Consider the following 20,125-nt stretch of genomic DNA (forward strand, 5'->3'; position numbering starts at 1 on the left):
TTCTGGCCGGGGGACGCCCCGGATGACCGGCCCGGATGATTGGATGTCGACATGTCCTCTTCGGCGCCCGCCTCCGCGCGACCCTCCCGCGTCGCGGCGTCCGAACGCGCGCCCCGACCCGCGCTGACGCGCGACCGCGACTGCCTGGTCTCCGGTGTGAGCGCCGGTCTCGCCCGTCACCTCGGCGTGCGCGTCTGGATGGTGCGCGCGCTCTTCCTCGCTCTCGCGGTGTGCGGCGGCGCGGGCATCCTCCTCTACGCCTGGTGCTGGACGTTCGCGCCGTGGGCGGAGGGCGAGGAATCGCCGTCGAGACGGATGCCGGTGGCCTGGCTGCTGCTCGCGCCGGCGGTCGTGGGCACGCTCATCGTCGTGTTCTGGCAGGCCCGCGTCGGCGGGATCGACGGAGCCGTCCCGTCGGACGCCGCCGCCGTCGTCGTGTTCGCCACCGTGGCCCTCGCGACCGGCGCCGGTCTCTGGGCGACCCTGATCGACCGGACCGATACGGCCCGCGGTCCGCGGCACACGATGACGCTGCGGATCCTCTCGGCCCTGCTCCTCGCGCTGCTGTTCGGCCTGCTCCTCACGAGCCCCGTGGGCAGCAGCGGGGTCGCGCTCGTGCTGATCCCGCTCGCCGGACTCCTCGCCGTCATCTCGTCGACGCTGATCCCGCGCTGGCGTGAGCTCGCGGGGGAGCGGGTCCGACGCATCCGCGAGGAGCAGCGCAGCGAGATGGCCGCGCATCTGCACGACTCCGTGCTGCAGACCCTCGCGCTGATCCAGAACAGGGCCGGCGCGTCGAGCGAGGCGGCGCGTCTGGCGAGAGCGCAGGAGCGCGAGCTGCGCGCCTGGCTGTACGACGGCGACGCCCCCGCCGACAGCGACCTGGCGACCGACCTGCGCGACTACGCCGGGGGACTGGAGCTCGACTACCCGGTGCGGATCGACGTGGTGTCGGCCGGGTTGTCCACGGAGCGCGCGAGCGGCGAGCTCGCCGCCGCGGCACGCGAGGCGATGCTGAACGCCGCGCGGCATGCCGAGGGCGAGATCTCGGTGTACATCGAGGGCAGCGCGACCGGCGTGGACGTGTTCGTCCGCGATCGGGGCACCGGATTCCGGCTCGACGACGTGCCGAGCGACCGGCTGGGTGTGCGCGAGTCGATCATCGGGCGCATGCGGCGTGCCGGCGGCTCCGGCACCCTGCGCAGCGACGAGAACGGCACCGAGGTGCATCTGCGCATCACGACGGCGCCGCGCGGCTCAGCGGCCCCGTACCCGGCGGGCCCGCCGCAGGACGAGCCGACGGCGCAGAGTCGCCGCGAAGAGGAGGGCGACCGTGGCTGACAGCATCCGGATCGTGATCGTCGACGACCATTCGATCTTCCGTTCCGGCCTCCGCGCCGATCTCGACGCGACCGTCGACGTGGTCGGGGAGGCCGCCGACGTGCCGTCGGCGATCGCGGTGATCCGCGAGACGCAGCCCGACGTCGTGCTGCTCGACGTGCATCTGCCCGGCGGAGGCGGCGACGACTCCACGGGCGGGGAGTCCGTCATCCGAGGGTCGATGCCGGTGGCGTCCCGGTTCCTCGCGCTGAGCGTGTCGGATGCCGCCGCCGACGTGGTGCGGGTGATCCGGGCCGGGGCCCGCGGATACATCACCAAGGGGTCGTCCGGTGCCGAGGTGAGCCGCGCCGTGCACGCCGTGGCCGGCGGCGATGCGGTGTTCTCGCCGAGGCTCGCGGGTTTCGTCCTCGACGCCTTCGGCGCGGTCGCCGGAGAGATCGCCACCGCGACCGACGAGCTCGACCGCCTCTCTGCGCGCGAGCAGGAGGTCATGCGGCTGATCGCTCGCGGCTACGCCTACAAGGAGGTCGCCTCGGAGCTCTTCATCTCGATCAAGACGGTCGAGACCCACGTGTCGTCGGTGCTGCGCAAGCTGCAGCTCTCGTCACGGCACGAGCTCACCGTGTGGGCGTCGGAGCGTCGCCTGCTCTGAGGGTCGGCGATGCCTCCGCGCGTTCAGGCGGCGAGCCAGAGGCCCTTCGACGTCGTGGCGACGGTGAGTCCGGCGGCGACCGTCTCGTCGTCGCCGATGCGTGCGCCGCGGACGATGCGCGCTCCGGGTCCGACCTCGGTGCGGACACCGACGTACGCGTTGTCGCCGACGGCGGCACCCTGACCGATGTGCGCGTGCGCCTCGATGTGCGCACCCTCGCCGATCACGGCATCCGGTTCGATCCACGCGCCGCGAGCGATGGTCGCTCCGGCGCCGATGCGCGCGCCCGGTTCGATGTACGCGCCGGCTTCGACGTGCGCCTTCGGGTGCACCTTGGCTCCATGCGCGACGAGACCGCGACCGTTGGCGTGCTTGCGGTACCGCAGCGTCGCTCCCTGGTCGTTCTCGATGTCGACGTAGTTCTTGCCCACGATTCCTCCCGTGTTCCGGAGTTTCCCCGGATATATCAACAACCACAGGACGCGCGGATTCATTCCCGCGGATGGATGTGTGTCGGCGGGGTCGGAGAACCGCGTCAGCGCTGGCAGAACGGGCACCAGAACGTGACGCGCTCGCGGGTCGGATCGGCGCCGAGCTCGCCGCGCAGGACCCTCGTTCCGCAGCGTCGGCAGGGGCGGCCGGAGCGTCCGTACACCCACGCGGCCTGGCCCGGGCGGTCGATGCCGGTGAACGTGCGGGAAGGGCGATCGCGATTGGCGCGGATGGTGCGGACGCCGAGCGAGAGGAGGGCGGCGACGTCGACCTCCGGTGTCGGGGTCGTCGGAAGGATTCCTCGCAGGAACAGGAGCTCCGCCGCGTACTCGTTCCCGAACCCCGCGACGTTGCGCTGGTCGAGGAGGGCGACGTGGATGCTGCGCGTGTCAGCGCCCAGGCGGCGGACGGCCTCGGCCATGTCCCAGTCGTCGGCGAGCGGATCGGGTCCCAGATATCCGACGAGCTCAGCCTCGTCGCGGGTCGGCACGACCTCGATCTCGGCGATGTCCACGCCGACGGCTTCGCGCTTGGCCGTCCCGACGATGGCCCTCACCTTGAACGCCGGATGACGCCACTTCTCGCCCGGACGGTAGACGAACCAGGCGCCGTCCATGCGCAGATGGGAATGGAGCGTGCTGTCGCCGATGCGGAGCAGCAGATGCTTGCCGCGCGAGGCCGCGCCATGGACCGGCTGACCGGTGAGGTCGAGGGTCGCGAAGCGCGGCACCCGGAGGTCGAAGCGCGTGACCTCGCCCCCGGCCAGCGCGTCGTCGAGGCGCCGCGCCGTGCGGAAGACGGTGTCGCCCTCGGGCATCAGGAGGCTCCGGGCGTGTCCGGGAGCGCGTGGGTGCCTGAGCCCGGGACCTGGGGCCCTGAGCCCGGGACCTGGGGGCCCGAGATTGTCGAATGGCCCGAGGGAAGGGCGGTCCGGGCGAGCATGTCGCGCGCGAGCATCGTGCTCCCGGCGACAGCCACCGGCATCACGACGACGGCACCGCCGGGGATGAGGAAGCAGAGCTGGGTGGCGACGCCGAACCCGAGCACCCGGGCACGGCTCCCCGAGAACAGGGTCGCGCGATCGGCGGGGGAGAGGTCGCGGGCATCGAAGGCGCGGCCGGTGAGCTCGCGCGCGAGAAGCCGCCCGGTGAGGACCACACCGGCCACCGGGCCCAGGAATCCGCCGACGGCAGGGATGAGGCCGATGAGCAGCACGAGGATCGCGATCAGGATGCCCAGCACCACCAGCTGCAGACCTTCCGCCACGGTGGTCCAGAAGCCCCCGCCGTCCTCCGGCGGGGCATCGCCGAGCTCGACCTCGACCGCGTGCCAGATGCGCTGATAGAACGGGTCGCCGATCGTCAGGGTCAGCGCGGTGAACACGGCGCTCGACAGCGCGAGCGCCGCGACGACGACCACGAACCCGACCGCACCGCGGACCAGGCCCTTCCACGGCGCCGGCCACTCCTCGGCGAAGGGCGTGATCCAGGCCGCGATCGAGGTCATGTTGAGGGCCAGGGGGATCAGCACCGCTCCCAGGACGACGATCGTGATGATCGCGGGGATCAGACCGAGGTTCATCAGTCCAGGGCGAGTGCGCCACAGGCCGAACCCGCGGAGCAGGGTGCGGATGCCGGCGGCGAACTCTCGGATCATGGCTCTCAGCGTAGGTCAGTAGTGGTAGCGGGCTTGCAGGATCGTGACGTGGTGATCCGTCGCGGTGTAGACGAGGCGGTTCGTCTCGTCTACACGCCGCGACCAGGCCCCTGCCAGGACGTGCTTCAGCGGCTCGGGCTTGCCGACTCCGTCGAACGGATCGTCTCGGAGCACGTCCGCGATGAGCATGTTGATGCGCTTGAGAGAGCGTCGATCCTGCGTCTGCCAGTAGACGTAGTCCTCCCGGCCCTCGGCGGTCCAGACGAGGAGTCGCTGACTCATGCCTCGGAAAGTTCGTGCTCCGCGACGTCGCCCGCCCGGGCGGCCGCGAGGGCGGACAGGAGGCGGTTCGCATTCGCGGGGGACCGGAGGAGGTGCGTGGTCTCGATGAGCGAGTCGTACTCGGCCTTCGACATGAGGACGGCAGAGCCCCGGCGCGACGTGATCTCCACCTCGGAGTGATCGAGGTTCACGCGCTCGATGAGCCCGAAGAGGTCTCGTCGTGCTTCGCTGGTGGTGATGGCCATATCGGTCCCTTCTCGTACCATATATGGTACCACTCCAACGTTCAGACGGCCTTGCGAAGGGTGTAGCCGCGTGGCGTCGCCACGAAGCCGGCCTCCTGCAGGGCGAGGGCGAGCTCGGTCCCGTAGACGCCCTCGCCGTCGATCTTCTCCACGGTGAGCGTGTCGAGCCGGCGGGCCCGCGCCGTCGCCGCGAGGTCGGACGCCGCCGCGCGCAGCACGGCGCCGTCGTCGCTGAACGAGAGCACGGTGCGGCCGCCGCGCTCGAGGTAGAGCACGAGCGCTCCGTCGACGAGGACGACGAGACCGCCGGCCTTGCGCCCGGGGCGATGCGACACCTCGTCGCGCTTGGGCCACCCGAGCGCGGCGCCGTACGGGTTGGCCGGGTCGGTCGCAGCCAGGGTCACGGCGGCGCGCGGAGGCGGATCGGCGAGCCCGGCGTAGGTGCGCAGTCGATCGACCGTGGCGGATGCCGCGAACTGCGCCGCGCCCAGCCGCTCGATCACATAGCCGCGACGGCAGTGCCCGGCCTCCTCGAAGCCCGCGAGCACGCGGTACGCCTGGGCGAATCCGCCGGGAACACCCTCGGATTGCACGGCGCCCCGCGTGACAACGCCGTAGCGGTCGAGGAGCAGTCCTGCGGTGACGGTCGCGCGACGGGCGGCATCCGTCTCGATCGTGGGCAGCACCGACCAGCGTCCGCCGATCGATGCGGGCCGCGGGGCGGTGCGGGTGAGCGACATGCCCCGGTAGGCGCGGGCCCGGGGGGCGCGGCGGGTGACCTTGTGCGCCTGCGAACCGCCGGCGAGCAACGAGCGGATCGGTGCGAACGTGTCGTTCGTGACGTGCCCCGACCAGGTGAGGTTCCACAGGGCCTCGAGCACGGACTGCTCGTTCTCGGCGGAGGCCATCTCCTTCAACTGGCTCGCGAAGTACGCGCCGCCCGCCTGGAGCGCGGCGAGGACGCGCGCCTCCAGCGAATCGGTCGCGATCTCGGCATCCGGCTCGGGAAGCGTGAACGGCGCGAGATCAGCCGGGTGCAGAGAGACCCAGCCATCGCGACCGGGCAGCGTGCCGTGGCCCGACCAGATCACCTCGCCGGCCGTCGTCAGCTCGTCGAGCATGGTGGGGGAGTAGTCGCGGACGCGCGACGGGAGCACCAGGGACTCCCAGGCGCTCGCCGGGATCGGGACGCCGGCGAACTGCTCGATCACCGTGAGCACCCCGTCGAGGCCCTCGAGCGGACGCCCCAGGTGCTGCCAGTCAGGCAGGAAGCGCGCGTACGCCTCGGGGGAGACCGGCTCGACCGATCCGCGGATCGCCGCGAGCGACCGCATGCGCAGGCGCCGCAGCACCTCGGTGTCGCACCACTCGATGTCGGACCCGGAACCGGCGGCCTCGGGAAGGAAGTACCCGCTCGTGAGCCGACCGGCGTTCTCGAGACGCTGGAGGGTGTGTCGGGCGACGGCCGCGCCGATGCCGAAGCGGGTGGCGACGGCATCCGTCGTGAAGGGGCCGTGGGTGCGGGCATGCCGGGCGACGAGGTCGCCGAGCGGATCGGCGAGCGGCTCGAGGAAGGCGACCGGGATGCCCGTGGGAAGCGCGGCGCCGAGCGCGTCGCGGAGGCGCCCGGCGTCTTCGATCGCCGCGACACGGCTCACTCCGCCGATCGTCACGGGAATCGCGCGGCGGGTGGTGATCAGCTCATCGAGAAGAGCGGATGCCGAGGAGCTGACCGTCTCCGGATCGAGGCGCGCGGCGACCTCGTCGGCATCGAGCGGGCCGAGCATGCGCAGCAGATCGGCGACGCCCTCGAGGCCGCGGGCGCGCCGCTCCGGGTCGAGCCGCTGAGCCTCGCGCTCGAACTGCGCGATGACGTCGGGGTCGAGGAGCTCGCGCAGCTCGACCGTGCCGAGCAGCTCGCCCAGCAGAGCCGGGTCGACCGAGAGCGCGGCGGCGCGGCGTTCGGCGAGCGGCGAGTCGCCCTCGTACATGAAGGCGCCGACGTACCCGAACAGCAGGTCGCGGGCATACGGCGAGGGCTGGCCGGGCTGCGTCTCGACCAGGCGGATGCGGCGGTCGGCGATCGAGGTCGCGAGTCTGCGCAGCGACGGGAGGTCGTACACGTCCTGCAGCACCTCGCGGAGCGTCTCGAGGATGACCGGGAACGTGGGATGACGCCGGGCGACCTCGAGCAGCTGCGCCGAGCGCTGGCGCTGCTGCCAGAGCGGACTGCGGCGGTTCGGGTTCGTGCGGGGCATGAGCAGGGCGCGTGCCGCGCACTCGCGGAAGCGCGAGGCGAACAGTGCGGAACCGCCGACCTCCTGCGTGACGAGGACCTCGAGCTCGTCGGGGTCGAACACGAACAGCTCGGCGCCCGGCGGCTCGGCCTCGGCGTCCGGGATGCGCACGATGATGCCGTCGTCGCTCGCGACCGCCGAACCCTCGACGCCGAGGCGCTCGCGCATGCGGGCGTTGATCGCCAGAGCCCAGGGCGCGTGCACCTTCATGCCGTACGGCGAGTGCAGGATCACACGCCAGTCGCCGACCTCGTCGTGCCCGCGCTCGACCGTGAGGGTGCGATCGGTCGGCAGGGTGCCGGTAGCCTCTCGCTGCTCGGTGAGGTGGGCCATGAGGTTGGTGCGCGCCTGCTCGTCGAGGCCCGCCTCGATGAGGCGCTGCGCCGCCTTCTCGGGGGTCGCCGCCGCGACCTCGCGAGAGAACTTGCCCAGGGCCTCGCCGAGCTCGAACGGGCGCCCGATGCCGTCGCCGTGCCAGAACGGCACCTTGCCGGGCTGCCCGTATGCCGGGATCACGTTGACGCGGTCGTGCGTGATCTCGGCGATCCGCCAGCTGGTGGTGCCGAGCGTGAAGACGTCGCCGACCCGCGACTCGTAGACCATCTCCTCGTCGAGCTCGCCGACGCGGCGGCCGGCGCCCTCGCCCGCGACGAAGACGCCGAAGAGCCCGCGGTCGGGGATCGTGCCGCCGCTGGTCACCGCGATCCGCTGCGCGCCCGGACGCCCGGTGAGGGTGCCGGCATCGCGGTCCCAGACCAGCCGCGGGCGGAGCTCGGCGAACTCGTCAGAGGGGAACCGACCCGCGAGCAGGTCGAGCGTCGCCTCGTACGCCGAGCGCGGCAGCGACTGGAAGGGCGCCGAGCGGCGGACCGTCTCGAACCACTCCTCGACGCTGATCGCGCCCAGCGCGCTCGCCGCGACGGTCTGCTGGGCGAGGATGTCGAGCGGATTGCGCGGCACCTGGATCGCCTCGATCCGGCCCGCGAGCATCCGCTCGGTCACGATCGCGGTGTGCAGCACGTCGCCGCGATGCTTGGGGAACAGGGCCGCGCGACTGATCTCGCCGACCTGGTGGCCCGCACGCCCGACGCGCTGCAGACCGGATGCCGCGGACGGCGGTGCCTCGACCTGGATCACGAGGTCGACCGCGCCCATGTCGATGCCGAGCTCGAGGCTGCTCGTCGCGACGACGCAGCGGAGCACGCCTGACTTCAGCTCCTCTTCGACCTGGGCCCGCTGCTCCTTCGAGACCGAGCCGTGGTGCGCCTTGGCGAGCACCGGATCGGCGCCCGCGGTCGCGCCCGCCTGCGCCATCATCGCGGCGGGGACGGTGGCGGCAGGCAGCGCGGCCCCGATGCGCTCGGAGTAGATCTCGTTGAGGCGGCCGGTCAGCCGCTCGGCCAGACGCCGGGAGTTCGAGAACACGATCGTCGAGTTGTTCTGCAGGATGCGGTCGACGATCGCCTCTTCGACGTGCGGCCAGACGGAACCCGTCACCTCGGTGTATTCCGCGTCTTCCGCGGGCGGGGTCCCTGAGCTTGTCGAAGGGCCCGGCGGCGGCGGGGGATTGGTCATGTCGTCCATCGGCACGACCACCGAGAGCTCGAAGGTCTTCGACGCCGGAGGGGCGACGATGTCGACGGGAGCCGAACCCCCGAGGAATCGGGCGACCTCGTCGATCGGGCGCACGGTCGCGGACAGGCCGATGCGCTGCGCCGCGGTCGCGTTGCCGTGCGAGGCGCGCAGGGCGTCGAGGCGCTCCAGGCTCACCGCGAGGTGCGCACCGCGCTTGGTCGCCGCGACCGCGTGCACCTCGTCGATGATCACGGTGTGCACGTCGCGCAGAGTCTCGCCGGCGCGACTGGTGAGCATCAGATACAGCGACTCGGGGGTCGTGATGAGGATGTCGGGCGGGTCGGAGACGAGCTTGCGTCGATCGCTCGAGGTGGTGTCACCCGACCGGACGCCGACCGTGACCGACGGCGCGGGCAGCCCGAGGCGTCTGGCCGACTGGCCGATGCCGATGAGTGGGGAGCGGAGGTTGCGCTCGACATCGACGCCGAGGGCCTTCAATGGCGAGATGTAGAGGATGCGGGTGCGCGCGGCATCCTTCTTGAGCTTCTCTGGCTTGGAGAGCTTCTCCGACTTCGACGGCTTCCCCTGCGTCCCTGAGCCTGTCGAAGGGGCCATGTGCTCGCGGAACACGCTGTCGATCGCCCAGAGGAAGGCCGACAGGGTCTTTCCCGAACCGGTCGGAGCGACCACGAGCGCGTGCTTGCCGGCGGAGATCGCGTCCCACGCGCCGGCCTGGGCCGGCGTGGGCGCGGGAAACGCACCCCGGAACCAGTCCTGCGTGGCCGGAGTGAAGCGCTCGAGCACATCCCCCATCCGTCCATCTTCCCCGAGACCACCGACATCGGGGCGGGGATTGACGGCGCACTCGACGGATGTCCGACCTGTGCGCGATGCTGAGGCCATGGTGACGCACACGACGAACTATCGCGAGACCTTCATCGAGGTCGCAGAGGACTGCCCCACCGACCACGCGGAAGAGCCGCCGCTGGCGGAGTCGCCGTCGATCGCCGCCCTGCATCATCGCCTGATCGTGGAACAGCCCTACAGTCGCACCTCCGACGACGTGATCTTCGAGACGCATGCATTCCGGCGGGGCATCGCCGTCGACGACGCCGCGGCACGCGAGGAGTTCTTCTCGAAGGGGCAGCCGTGTCTGCGCTCCTCGCCCCTCGGCAAGCGCTACGGCTGGGGCATCCATCATGACGCCGAAGGTCGCGTGGCGCTCGTGCCGCGCGAATCCGAGCAATACGAGCTGCTCGCCGCCGACCCCGCGCTCGCCCACACGAAGGCGATGAGATCGAGACGTGTGTGAGACCTGCCGTCAGAGCAGTGCCGGTGCCGGGGCCCACGCGGTCGCGAACGCGGCCCAGATGATCGGCGAGTGACGAGGGTCGCCGGTCGAGGTCCAGAGTTCACGCCGCTCTCGCTGCCAGGCTCCGAGCGCACTGATCGGGTCGTCCTGCTCGTGCGCCGCGTTCACGGCGACGATCGCCTCGGTCAGCATCCCCTCGGCGCGCTCGCCGAGACCCGGCACGAGACGGCGCAGCCCCGCCTCCGTGGGCAGCGTCCATCGCGTGGCGGTCACGTACTCCGCGCCGCTGTGCAGGAAGGCGGCCACGAGTCCGGTGGGCTCGGCGAAGCGCAGGTCCGTGCCGGAGTCGCACGCGATCAGGGCCACCCGGTTCGGTGCGCGGAGGGGTGCGAGACCTGCTCCGCCCAGCGCGATCTCGGCGGCGGAGTACGGCCGATGCGCTCCGATGAGCGGGGTGGTGCCCGGGGCATCTGCCCCGTCCGACAGATGCAGCCGCGCGTCCAGGGCGTGCGTCGACGCGGTGACGTGCCCGACATAGAGGAGTCTCCCCGCATCGACCACCGCATCCGCGAGGGCGAGACGACCGATGTCCGCCCGGCGGAACGTCTCGCCGAACGGCACCCGTCGGGGTCCGAGGTCGGTGATCGCCCTCGCGAGCGGCGACCCCTCGGACACGGGACCCAGCACGCTCCCCAGCTCTCCGGTCGCGGAGAACCCGGGCACCACGGGGTCCAGCACAGCAGCCACGGGCGACGAGGGGGACCACGGCGATATCGTGCGCGCGGGATCATTGCGCAGCGTCGCCGGCAGCAGCACCGAGACATCGGCCAGGTCGATGCCGCGTTCGCCGCCCGAGATGCCCATCAGCTCCCACGGCACCTGCGCGGTCGACGGCGACAGCTGCACCCGCAGGAGCGGTCGGAGCCCGGCCTGTGCGAGCGTGTTCAGCTCGGCGCTCAGCCACGACGGGACCAGCACAGAGGCGAGCTGGGCCGCGAGGGACTGCTCGCGCTCGGGATCGAGCAGCGCACCATCCGTGAGTGCGCGCTGCAGCGCCTGAAGCCCGCTCTCGCCCGGCAGAGGGGAGGGAAGCGCCTGCGCGAGCTCGTCCATGACCGGTGCGACGTGCGCGCGCGGGATGATCGTCATGCGCGGCGAGCTGCGCTGGTGCTCCCACACCCAACTCACGAGCAGGTCGTCGGCGTCGATGTAGCGCAGCCGGGCGGTCGGACGGACGCCGGGCGGCAGGTCGGTCAGCACGGCGTCGCCGTCGGTCCGGGTCATCGGCAGCGGGGCGCCCAGCTGCGGGATGTCGCGCCAGTTGCCCCCGCTCACCACGTCGCCACCACCGTCGTCGATCGCAGGGTCATGCCGTACTCGGCCTCTGCCGTGTCGATCCAGGCAGCGAGCACGGGGGCTGCCCCCGGCATCGCGACGACGCGCGGCGGTGGCGCGAACCGGACGGATGCCGTCGCCGACGCGCCGCCCGCCAGCCCGCCTGCCAGCCCGGCGGCCGCGGCGGGCAGCTGGTCGAGGTCGTCGGAAGGCAGCGCGTCGGAAGGCGCGTCGGGTTCGGACGGGGGCTCAGAAATCCGGAAGGGCAGCAGCGCGCCGGTGGAGGGCGCGGTGTCGGCGGTCTCGGCGACCGCCTGCAGCGTGACGGCGGCGGCCGCGTTCTCCACGAGCTCGAACAGCAGCGCGGCGTCTCCGAGCGTGCGCGCCAGCCGGAACGCCAGCTCGCGTGCGGGCGCCGCGACCTGCAGGCTCCAGCGCTCGCGCGTGCCCCCGGGGGCGAAGCCGTCGCGGAGCGCTTCGGTGACGAGCAGCACGGGGACGGCCAGATCGCGCGCCTTCTCCAGGCGCAGCATCCGAGACCGCGAGGTGATCGACATGGCGGCCCATTCGGCGTGCATCTCGGCGCGGCGCAGATTCACCCGCGCGCGCTCGCTCGCGGAACGGGTGAGGTCGAGGGCCGCCCGGTAGGCGTCGTCCGCCGCCGGGTACCGGTGCCGCGCCGACTCCGCGTCGCCCAGGAACGCCTGTGCCTCGAGTCGCTCGTGCACCGCGGCATCCTGCCCGAGGTCGTTCAGCAGGACGCGCAGGGTCTTGGCGGCGGCGCCCGCACGGCCGGCCTGCAGCTGCACGGCGGCGAGCCCCGTGCGGCTGGCGGCGAGCCGCGTCTTCAGGCCGATACGCCCGGCGAGCTCGGCCGCCTTCCGGAATCCGTCCTCCGCCTCGCGGTGCCTGCCCGCCTGCATCGCCTCCCGCGCGAGGTTCTCGATCGCGAGCTGTCGGCCGGTGGCATCACCGCCGAGCTCCTGGGCGTGCTGCGCGAGCTGCAGATACTCGCGCGCGGCGGCATCGTCGCCGGTGCGCTGGGCGATCACGCCGAGGTTGGCGTACGCGTGTCCGGAGAGCTCGGGGCCGACCGTCACGGCGATGGCCAGGCCGCGCTTCGCCTCGTCCTCGGCCTCCTGCAGGCGGCCGGTCATGATCAGCGCCGCGGTGCGGGCGTTGTGCACCGCGAAGGCGAGCAGGTCGTGCTGGTCGACTTCGTCGTCGGCAGGGTCGTCGAGCCGGGCCTCGGCATCGGCGATGCCGTCGAGTGCCTCGTCGAGGCGATCCATGAGCGTCAGGGTCTGTGCGCGCGACAGCATCCCGTTGATCTGCACCGTGCGGGTCGCACGCTCGTCGCCGATGAGGGCGATGGCCTGCGCGGCCGCGTCGAGCCCCTCGTCGGTGAGGCGGAGGGCGCCGTCGAGGTCCCCGCCGAACTCGTGGGCCGAGGCCAGATTCAACAGTGCTCGCGCGCGGAGATCGAGCCCCTCGCCGTCGATGTCGTCCACCCGTGTGAGCGCCACCGCCTCGCGCAGCTTCGCGGCCCCTTCGTCGACGCGCCCCTCGTGCAGCAGCATCGCGGCCGCGTTGTTGATGTCGCGCCCGCTCTTCCAGCGGGCCGTCGCCGGAATGCGTCCGCGGATCGCGCTCGGTGGCCGGGCCTCCTCGTCGCTCACCGGCTCGCCCCTGCGCTGCGCTCCGCGAGCGACGTGCTCGGAGACTCGAGGCGATCGGCGGCGAACCGGATCACGGTGTCGCGAGCCTCGGCGGTCTCCGGCGCTCCCGGCGACGGCGCCAGCACCGGATCGTGGACCCAGAGGGTGCGTTCGCCGGCGGGGAGGAAGGCGACGGATGCCGGCACATCGGTCTCTCCGGAGAACCGGTCGCCGACGCGTTCGAGAGCGAGATCGACCGCGGAATCCGACGGTCCGAACCGCGCCGCGAGCGTCGTCGCCGCGACATCGGCGTCGACCGCCGGGACCTCGACGCGCAGCGTCATGCGTCCGTCGTGCTGCCGCAGCCACCAGCGCGCCTCGCCCTCGGCGTCGACGGACTGGGCGGGGACGTCGGCCCAGCGCACGGCATCCGCACCCGTCGCGAGCTCGATCCCGGCCGAGGCGGGCCCTGCACCACCCGCCGCGAGCGCCCATTCCTCCCGGGCGGTCGTGACGGGCAGGAGGGCGATGCCGTGGTCGTCGGCCAGTTCGGCGAGTTCCGCCGATACGGCCGCGCCGTCGGGAGCGAGGGCGAGTGGGAGCGCCGCGAGCCGGGAGGCGGCATCGGCCGCATCTCGCAGGGCGTGCTCGACGGCATCCTCGTCGTCGAGAAGATGCGAGACGAGGTGGCTCGTCAGCGCGATCTCCGCCGCGAGCAGTGCGGGGTCGAGGGCGGGGATCCGTGCGCCCGCCGGCCACCACGCGCGCGCCCATGCCAGGTGCCCGAGCCGGAGCACGGCCTCGACGATGCCGGGATCGGCGTCCGCGATCTCGACGGCCGCGTCCGATTCCGACGACGCGGCAGCGGCGACCGCCGGACCGTAGACGTCGGCGAGCCATCCGCTCGCCGCCGCGATGTCGTCGATGTCGGCATCCGGCCAGTTCGCCCCCGCGGTCGCGTCCCAGTGCAGCAGTGCGCCGGCGCCCTCGACGATCGCCGTCAGGAACGAGGGATCCTCTACCCCGGAGACTCCGGACGAGAGGTGCGCGACCCCGTCGCGCACCCGGATCAGCGTGCTCACGCCGCCTCCGATCCGATGGCCCCGACAGCTCCGCGGCCCATCGCGACCTTCAGCCGCTGACGCTGATCCATCACGACCGAGCGGAGCACGCCGTCGAGCAGATCCCACAGATCATCCGCCGCGATCGCCTGATCGCGCAGCTCCCGTCCGTGCAGGCGCACCCAGAGCCGCCGCAGATAGCCGCGGCGCACGTCGCGGACGTCGGCGACGACGGATGCCGGCACCCCGCTGAACTCGATCGGCAGCCGCAGCGCCCGCCGTACATAGGCTTCACGCCGCCAGCGCGCGGCGAGCCGGCGGTGCGCGGCGGTGAGACGCTGCGCGTCGATCACCTCGGCCGCCTCGAGAGCACGACTCGCCTCGACGCCGAGCACCATCGCCACGCGGCTCTCCTCCTCGCCGAGCTCCCACGCGCGTGCCGACCGGAGGATCTCCTCTTCGACGAGTCCGCGGGCGTCGACGGCCAGCTCAGGGGCGGCACCGCCGGACAGGGCGGCGAACAGCCGCTCGAAGATCGACCGGTCGAACGGGAGCGGCAGATCGCGCTTCGAGGCCGTCCCGCCGAGAGAGGGCAGCAGCGGCGCGGGGTTCCGCGTCAGTCCCAGCGCCCGGGCCGCGCCGTCGCCGTCGAGCGCGGACGCGGCCGCTGTCCCGGCATCCGCCTCGATCAGCGCGGCGAAGTCCGCGTCGGGTCCGTCGCCGGTGCAGGCGTCGAGAGCTCGCGCGATCGCGTCGAGCGCGACCGGGTGCGCCCCGGGAGTCGGACGCGATGCCCAGGCGTCGGCGAGCTCGGCGACCAGCCGCGGGGTCTCGTCCCCGTCGCGCAGCAGCTGCCGCACCTGCGCGAGCAGCGAGTCGCCGGACGCCTGCGCGATCTCCGACACGACCTCGCGGGCCACGGCATCCGCATCGTGACTCGGGGCCCCGGCGTTGCGGGCGAGTTCGTAGCACCGCTGGAAGTACTTCTCCTGCGGATTGCCCTCGGTGATGCGCAACCGCCGCCGCGCGGCCTTGAGCTCCAGGAACCAGGCGGACGCCGCCGCCAGCTCGACGCGCGCGGCGCGGATGCGGTCCCGGAGCTCGTCGGCGGCCTCGGCGGTCAGCGTGCCGCCCGCGAGACCGGGATTCTGCACGGGGCGGATCACCAGCGGGTCGAGGATGAGCTTCATCGTGCGCGCCAGCGGGCGCCCGGAGCCGTTGCTGAACGGGGCGACGCCGTCGCCCAGCTCCTGCCATGCCTGCGCGATCACCTGGGCCCGCGGATACAGCGCGACCACCGCATCGACGTCGGCGCTCACAGGTGTGAGCTCGGCAGGCGCACTCATGTCGCCAGCCTATAGAGAGAGGGTCCGCTCGGGCGCGCACGACGGAGAACCCGTGATCGGGAGATCCCGCGCGCCACGGCATCCTGGCGACATGAACACCAACGAGTCGCGAGGATATGTGCTCAACGGCACCACGGTCCTGCCGCTGCAGTCGACGTCGCTGCCGACGCGAGGGCCGCGGGACCCGCGGAAGGTGCGCCGGCGCATCCGGCTGCGGTTCCTCGGCTTCTTCCTGGCGCCGGTCCTCGTCGGAGGCACGATCGCCCTGGTCGCCTGGATCTCCACGCCGCCGACCCGCGATGTCGAGATCCTGCCGGGGTCCGCCGTCCTCAGCATCGACGAGCAGGACGTGGCCGTCGTGGTCTACGCCGACTCCTCCCGTCCCGGCCTGTTCGAGTCCATCTTCCAGACGCGGGCGACTGCGATCCGGCTCTCCGACGGCGAGGCCCTGTGGGACCAGCGGCTGAACGAGGAGCTCGCGAGCGAGGCGGTCGCCTTGGCCGGCGACTCGTCGCGGGTCTACATCGGCACCGACGAGGGCCTTGTGATCCTCGACGCGGCGACAGGGGCGATCGAGGCGCAGGGCACCGGCATCTCCGGGCTCGGCGCCGACGCGGTGCTCTCCGCCTCGGCCTACGGCTACGACGCCGAGGCGAACGCCGTGGTGGCACTCACCGCTTCGGGGGGATTCGTGCAGATCCCTGTCGGCGCGCTGGATGCGCAGCCGGCGGATGCCGCGGTGGCGAGCCGCTGGCAGGGCACGCTGAGCGCTTCGGCGTTCCTGGACACCAGCGCGCTCACGCGCTTCGTCGACACGGCCATCGCCCCCGACGGCACGACCTTCGCGATCGAGCCGCTCTCCGCGGCGGTGGATCGCGACGCCCTGGTGATCACGTCGTCCGATGAGCAGCTCGTCCGCCGCACCGAACTGGTCGACGCGGAGATCCTCCCCGAGACGGGTGCGGAGCCGCGTCCCGGCGTGATGCTCGACACCGGCCAGTTCCTGGAGGGCGACTTCACCGGGGTCGATCCCGACGACATCGAGGCTCTCCTCGAGGCGGCGAGCCGACTGACCGGGGAGTCGATCCCGGCCCCTGCGGCATCCGGCACCGGGTTCGTACTCGTGCAGCATCGGGAATCGGTGAACGCCGACAAGAGGCTGCTCAGCAGTGTGGACATCGCGACGGGACAGCTCGTCGACACGGTCGAGATGGGTGCGGATGCCGTGCGCGCGATCACCGGACCGTCGGGGACGACGGCGGTCCTCGCCGCCGCCCCCGACTCCTGGTACCCGAACACCCTCTTCGTGCTGCAGGAGGACGGCACGCTCCGACAGGTCGCCGTGGGAGTCGTGCCGTGGTGGGTGTCTCCGCTGAGCTAGACCTCGCTCAGCGTGCCGTCGGCCTGGATCTCGAGCGTGAGATCCAGGTCGAGCCGCGCCAGGAACGCATCGTCGTGGCTGACGACGAGCACGGCTCCGCGGTAGGCCCGCAGGGCCTCGACGAGCTGGTCGACCGTATCGATGTCGAGGTTGTTCGTCGGCTCGTCGAGCACCACGAGGTGCGGCGGCGGGTCCGAGAGCAGCAGCTTCGCCAGAGCGACCCGGAAGCGCTCGCCGCCGGAGAGCGCCGATACCGGGCGCTCGGCGGTCGCACCGCGGATGAGGAACCGGGCGAGCCGGTTCCGCAGCTCCTTCTCGGGCACCTGCGGGGCGGCAGCCGCGATGTTCTCGAACACCGAGCGGTCCGCGTCGAGGCCGTCGATCCGCTGCGGCAGGTAGCCGATGCGGTCGGTGAGGGCCTCGGCGACGAGGGGCGGCCGTTCCGTATTCAGCAAGAACGCGCCGGATTCGGTCGGGATCGCCGGATCCGCGCCGTCGTCGCGAGTTCTTGCTGAATCGTGAACGCCGACTTGCGGTGCACCGGCGACCAGACGTTCGAGCAGGGTCGTCTTGCCGGCCCCGTTCCGCCCGATCAGGGCGACGCGCTCGGGGCCCTGGAGCACCCACGCCCGCTCCTCGTCGCCGAGCATCGCGATGCGCCGCGACCGGGAGACCTGCGGATCCGGCAGTTCGATCTTCATCGACGCGTCCGAGCGCACCCGGCGCCCGGCCTCGTCGAGGGTCGCGCGCGCAGCCTCCTCCTTCGCTCCGACTTCGGTGCGGAGCTTGCCCGCCGACACCTCGGCCGCCATCTTGCGGCCATGCGCGATGATCTTCGGGACGCGCTTCTCGATCTCGGCCTTCTTCGCCGTGCGGGTGCGGTGCGAGAGCTTCACCTCGGCCTCGATGCGCTGGCGCTTCTCCTTGCGGAACGCCTGCGCGGCGGTGACCTCGGCCTGCTTGGCGGCATCCTGCTCGGCATCCAGCCAGGCGCGCCATTCGGAGTACGGGCCTCCGAAGACGCTCAGGCTCTGCGCGTACAGCTCGGCGGTGTCGTCCATGAGCTCGAGCAGCGACAGATCGTGACTGACCACGATGAGCGTGCCCTTCCAGGCCTGCACCATCGCGCCCAGCTTCGCCCTGGCGTCGCGGTCGAGATTGTTGGTCGGCTCGTCGAGGAGCGTGATCGGCGCACGACGCAGGCGGATGCCGGCGATCGCGACCAGCACGGCCTCGCCGCCCGAGAGCTCGCCGACCCGGCGGTCGAGGAAGTCCGGGGCGAGGCCCGCCTCTGCGAGCGACGCCTGGGCGCGCGCCTCGATGTCCCAGTCGTCGCCGACCGCGTCGAAGTGCGCCGGGTCGACGTCACCGGTGCTGATCGCGCGCACCGCGTCGAGCGCCTCGGACACGCCGAGGAGCTCGGCGACGCGGCGATCGACGTCGAGCGTCAGCTGCTGCGGAAGGTACGCGACATCGCCGGATGCCGTGACGACGCCCGATGTCGGTTCGAGTTCGCCGGCCATCAGGCGCAGCAGCGTGGACTTCCCGGCGCCGTTGCGGCCGACGAGACCGGTGCGCCCGGAGCCGAAGGCGCCCGAGAGTCCGTCGAGAGCGTGCGAGCCGTCCGGCCAGGTGAAGGTGAGTCGGTCGAGAGTGACCGACGCGTGAAGGGTGGGTTGTGACATGGGATGTCTCCTGTCGAGTGCGAGGGTGCACTGACGCCGGACCTCGGTCACGAGCCGCGAGCGGTCGGAGCGGAGGCGGAAGGTCCTGGAGAGGCAGAAGGGTCCCGGAAGGGGATGGTCCCGGAGCGGGATGGTCCCGGAGCGGGGCGGTCCCTGCGCGGGGCGGTCCCTGCGCGGGGCGGTCCCGGAGCGGGATGGTCCCTGAGCGGGATGGTCCCGGAAGGGGATGGTCCCGGAACGGGATGGGTCCCTGAGCCTGTCGAAGGGTCGTCGGGTCAGCGCGCGGAAAGAGGGGCGCGGAGGCGACGGATCAGATCAAAGGACTTCCAGACACGGCGGACAGGACGCATCGACGATACCCGGGCGTGTCGCGACGCGCAACCCCGGGCGTGTCGCAGGTCAGGACGCGACGATCCCGTCGATCCACTTGGTGAGGAACAGACGCACGTCGGCGAGCTCCTCCTCGGAGATGCTGTGCGTCAGCCCCGTGTAGACGCGGCCGGAGAGCTCGGAGTGGTCGGGCAGCCACTGGGCGGTGTGGTCGATCAGGGCGGGAGGGATGACGTCGTCGTTCGTTCCGCGGCCCCAGAAGACGGCGGGGCGCAGCTCCCGGAGCTCCTCATCGCGGGGGAGTGGCCCGGGCGACGCGTAGCCGCTCAGCGCCACGATCGCGCCGAAGCGCTCCGGCGCGAGGCGGAGGGTCTGCAGCGCGACCGCAGCCCCCTGCGAGAAGCCGAGCAGTGCGACCGAGGGGGCGTCGCCGACCGCGGTCTCGAGCCAGCGCAGGAACGCTTCGGCCGCGGATGTCACCGCGTCGGGGCTCCGGCCGTCGAGTCCTTCGATCGGATACCACGAGCGGCCGGGCATCGGCCACGGCGGTGCGAGGGGAGCCGCGACGGATGCCACGGCGATGCCGTCGGGCAGGTAGGGGACGAGGCCGAACAGGTCGTGCTCGTCGGCGCCGTAGCCGTGCAGGAGCACGAGCAGCGGCATCCGTCCTCGTTCTTCGGACGACCATCTCGTCGCGGCGTCGTCGATCGTCAGGTTCTCGCTCACACCGACATCCTGCCAGCGGCATCCGACGCGCCCCACCTCGCACGGTCAGGCGCGGCTGGTAGAAAGGACACATGTCCGTCCGCACACCTGATCCCGACCCGGAACCCGAAGACGACGGTCTCGGCGCCTTCCGCGATGCGAATCCGTCGGCACCCCGCTCGAATCCCGGGTGGCTGAGCGACATCGAGCTCGAAGAGGCGCGTCGGCATCTGCCGATGCTCTACGTCGAGGCGATCCCGGTGCGCACCGACGGGTCCGGGCAGGTGACCGAGATCGGCATCCTGCTGCGTTCGACGCCGATGGGCGAGATGACCCGCACGATCGTGTCCGGTCGAGTGCGCTTCGGCGAGACGATCCGCGACGCGCTCTTCCGTCACGTCGAGAACGACCTCGGCCCGATGGCGTTCCCGCTGCTCCCGCCGCAGCCGCTGCCGTTCACGGTGGCGGAGTACTTCCCCATCCCGGGCGTGAGCGCATACCACGACGACCGTCAGCACGCGGTGTCGCTGGCGTTCGTCGTGCCGGTGACGGGCACCTGCGAGCCGCGTCAGGACGCGCTCGAGGTGACCTGGTTCCCGCCGGAGGCCGCGGCATCCGACGCGGTCGCCGCCGAGATGGAGGGCGGCCGCGGCACGCTCATCCGCCTGGCTCTCGCGAACCTCGGGCTGCTGCGCTAGCCACACCGAACGCGCCGTCTGCGGCCCTGCCTCTCGCGTGATGACGGGAGGAGAAGGGGCCTCTTCGTCGTGCG

The 20,125-nt window shown here is 72.1% G+C and carries 17 protein-coding genes; 5 read left to right on the top strand and 12 right to left on the bottom strand.

Annotated elements, in window-relative coordinates:
* The first annotated feature begins 51 nt into the window (after positions 1 to 51).
* Entirely contained in the window at positions 52 to 1,341 is a 1,290-nt protein-coding gene (locus DC434_RS12345; RefSeq protein ID WP_116635597.1) for an ATP-binding protein, read from the top strand.
* A complete protein-coding gene (locus DC434_RS12350; protein WP_116635598.1) occupies positions 1,334 to 1,993 on the top strand; it encodes a response regulator transcription factor in 660 nt (219 codons plus the stop codon). The genes DC434_RS12345 and DC434_RS12350 overlap by 8 nt, the downstream gene beginning before the upstream one ends.
* A gap of 23 nt (positions 1,994 to 2,016) precedes the next feature.
* On the opposite strand, the gene DC434_RS12355 is transcribed toward DC434_RS12350, so the two are convergent.
* The 6 genes from DC434_RS12355 to DC434_RS12380 form a co-directional block, all read right to left on the bottom strand.
* Positions 2,017 to 2,424: a DapH/DapD/GlmU-related protein gene (locus DC434_RS12355; RefSeq protein WP_116635599.1), complete on the bottom strand. Its 408-nt coding sequence runs from the start codon at positions 2,422 to 2,424 to the stop codon at positions 2,017 to 2,019.
* 104 nt (positions 2,425 to 2,528) lie between these two features.
* Positions 2,529 to 3,302 carry a DNA-formamidopyrimidine glycosylase family protein gene (locus tag DC434_RS12360; protein WP_116635600.1) on the bottom strand — a complete coding sequence of 258 codons (774 nt, stop codon included), beginning with the start codon at positions 3,300 to 3,302 and terminating at the stop codon, positions 2,529 to 2,531.
* Positions 3,302 to 4,141 carry an EI24 domain-containing protein gene (locus DC434_RS12365; RefSeq protein WP_116635601.1) on the bottom strand — a complete coding sequence of 280 codons (840 nt, stop codon included), beginning with the start codon at positions 4,139 to 4,141 and terminating at the stop codon, positions 3,302 to 3,304. The genes DC434_RS12360 and DC434_RS12365 overlap by 1 nt, the downstream gene beginning before the upstream one ends.
* Before the next feature lie 15 nt (positions 4,142 to 4,156).
* A complete protein-coding gene (locus tag DC434_RS12370; protein ID WP_116635602.1) occupies positions 4,157 to 4,423 on the bottom strand; it encodes a Txe/YoeB family addiction module toxin in 267 nt (88 codons plus the stop codon).
* Positions 4,420 to 4,668: a type II toxin-antitoxin system prevent-host-death family antitoxin gene (locus tag DC434_RS12375; protein WP_116635603.1), complete on the bottom strand. Its 249-nt coding sequence runs from the start codon at positions 4,666 to 4,668 to the stop codon at positions 4,420 to 4,422. Before DC434_RS12375 ends, DC434_RS12370 begins: the two co-directional genes overlap by 4 nt.
* 41 nt (positions 4,669 to 4,709) lie before the next feature.
* Positions 4,710 to 9,353 carry an ATP-dependent helicase gene (locus DC434_RS12380; RefSeq protein ID WP_116635604.1) on the bottom strand — a complete coding sequence of 1,548 codons (4,644 nt, stop codon included), beginning with the start codon at positions 9,351 to 9,353 and terminating at the stop codon, positions 4,710 to 4,712.
* 88 nt (positions 9,354 to 9,441) lie between these two features.
* On the opposite strand from DC434_RS12380, the gene DC434_RS12385 reads away from it, so the two are divergent.
* Positions 9,442 to 9,852 (top strand): DUF6157 family protein, encoded by a 411-nt coding sequence (locus DC434_RS12385; protein WP_116635605.1) that lies wholly within the window; start codon positions 9,442 to 9,444, stop codon positions 9,850 to 9,852.
* Positions 9,853 to 9,861: 9 nt separating this feature from the next.
* On the opposite strand, the gene DC434_RS12390 is transcribed toward DC434_RS12385, so the two are convergent.
* From DC434_RS12390 to DC434_RS12405, 4 genes are read right to left on the bottom strand one after another with little or no spacing between them, the layout of a single operon-like run.
* Entirely contained in the window at positions 9,862 to 11,187 is a 1,326-nt protein-coding gene (locus tag DC434_RS12390) for a CHAT domain-containing protein (RefSeq protein ID WP_133192801.1), read from the bottom strand.
* Complete coding sequence (locus tag DC434_RS12395; protein ID WP_116635607.1) at positions 11,184 to 12,866, bottom strand: hypothetical protein; 1,683 nt, start codon at positions 12,864 to 12,866, stop codon at positions 11,184 to 11,186. Before DC434_RS12395 ends, DC434_RS12390 begins: the two co-directional genes overlap by 4 nt.
* Positions 12,863 to 13,927: a hypothetical protein gene (locus DC434_RS12400; RefSeq protein WP_116635608.1), complete on the bottom strand. Its 1,065-nt coding sequence runs from the start codon at positions 13,925 to 13,927 to the stop codon at positions 12,863 to 12,865. The genes DC434_RS12395 and DC434_RS12400 overlap by 4 nt, the downstream gene beginning before the upstream one ends.
* Positions 13,924 to 15,252: a hypothetical protein gene (locus DC434_RS12405; RefSeq protein WP_133192802.1), complete on the bottom strand. Its 1,329-nt coding sequence runs from the start codon at positions 15,250 to 15,252 to the stop codon at positions 13,924 to 13,926. Before DC434_RS12405 ends, DC434_RS12400 begins: the two co-directional genes overlap by 4 nt.
* Before the next feature lie 91 nt (positions 15,253 to 15,343).
* Between DC434_RS12405 and DC434_RS12410 the strand changes: the two genes are divergently transcribed.
* A complete protein-coding gene (locus DC434_RS12410) occupies positions 15,344 to 16,633 on the top strand; it encodes a PA2928 family protein (RefSeq protein ID WP_116635610.1) in 1,290 nt (429 codons plus the stop codon).
* On the opposite strand, the gene DC434_RS12415 is transcribed toward DC434_RS12410, so the two are convergent.
* Together DC434_RS12415 and DC434_RS12420 are read right to left on the bottom strand one after the other, a co-directional pair.
* Entirely contained in the window at positions 16,630 to 18,318 is a 1,689-nt protein-coding gene (locus DC434_RS12415; protein ID WP_116635611.1) for an ABC-F family ATP-binding cassette domain-containing protein, read from the bottom strand. The genes DC434_RS12410 and DC434_RS12415 overlap by 4 nt on opposite strands.
* Positions 18,319 to 18,717: 399 nt before the next feature.
* Positions 18,718 to 19,374 (bottom strand): alpha/beta fold hydrolase, encoded by a 657-nt coding sequence (locus tag DC434_RS12420; protein WP_207769968.1) that lies wholly within the window; start codon positions 19,372 to 19,374, stop codon positions 18,718 to 18,720.
* A 71-nt stretch (positions 19,375 to 19,445) separates the two neighbouring features.
* On the opposite strand from DC434_RS12420, the gene DC434_RS12425 reads away from it, so the two are divergent.
* Positions 19,446 to 20,051: a DUF4916 domain-containing protein gene (locus tag DC434_RS12425; protein ID WP_116635612.1), complete on the top strand. Its 606-nt coding sequence runs from the start codon at positions 19,446 to 19,448 to the stop codon at positions 20,049 to 20,051.
* Positions 20,052 to 20,125 lie beyond the last annotated feature (74 nt).

Source organism: Microbacterium sp. TPD7012 (assembly GCF_003075395.1).
In the GTDB taxonomy this organism is placed as follows: Bacteria; Actinomycetota; Actinomycetes; order Actinomycetales; family Microbacteriaceae; genus Microbacterium.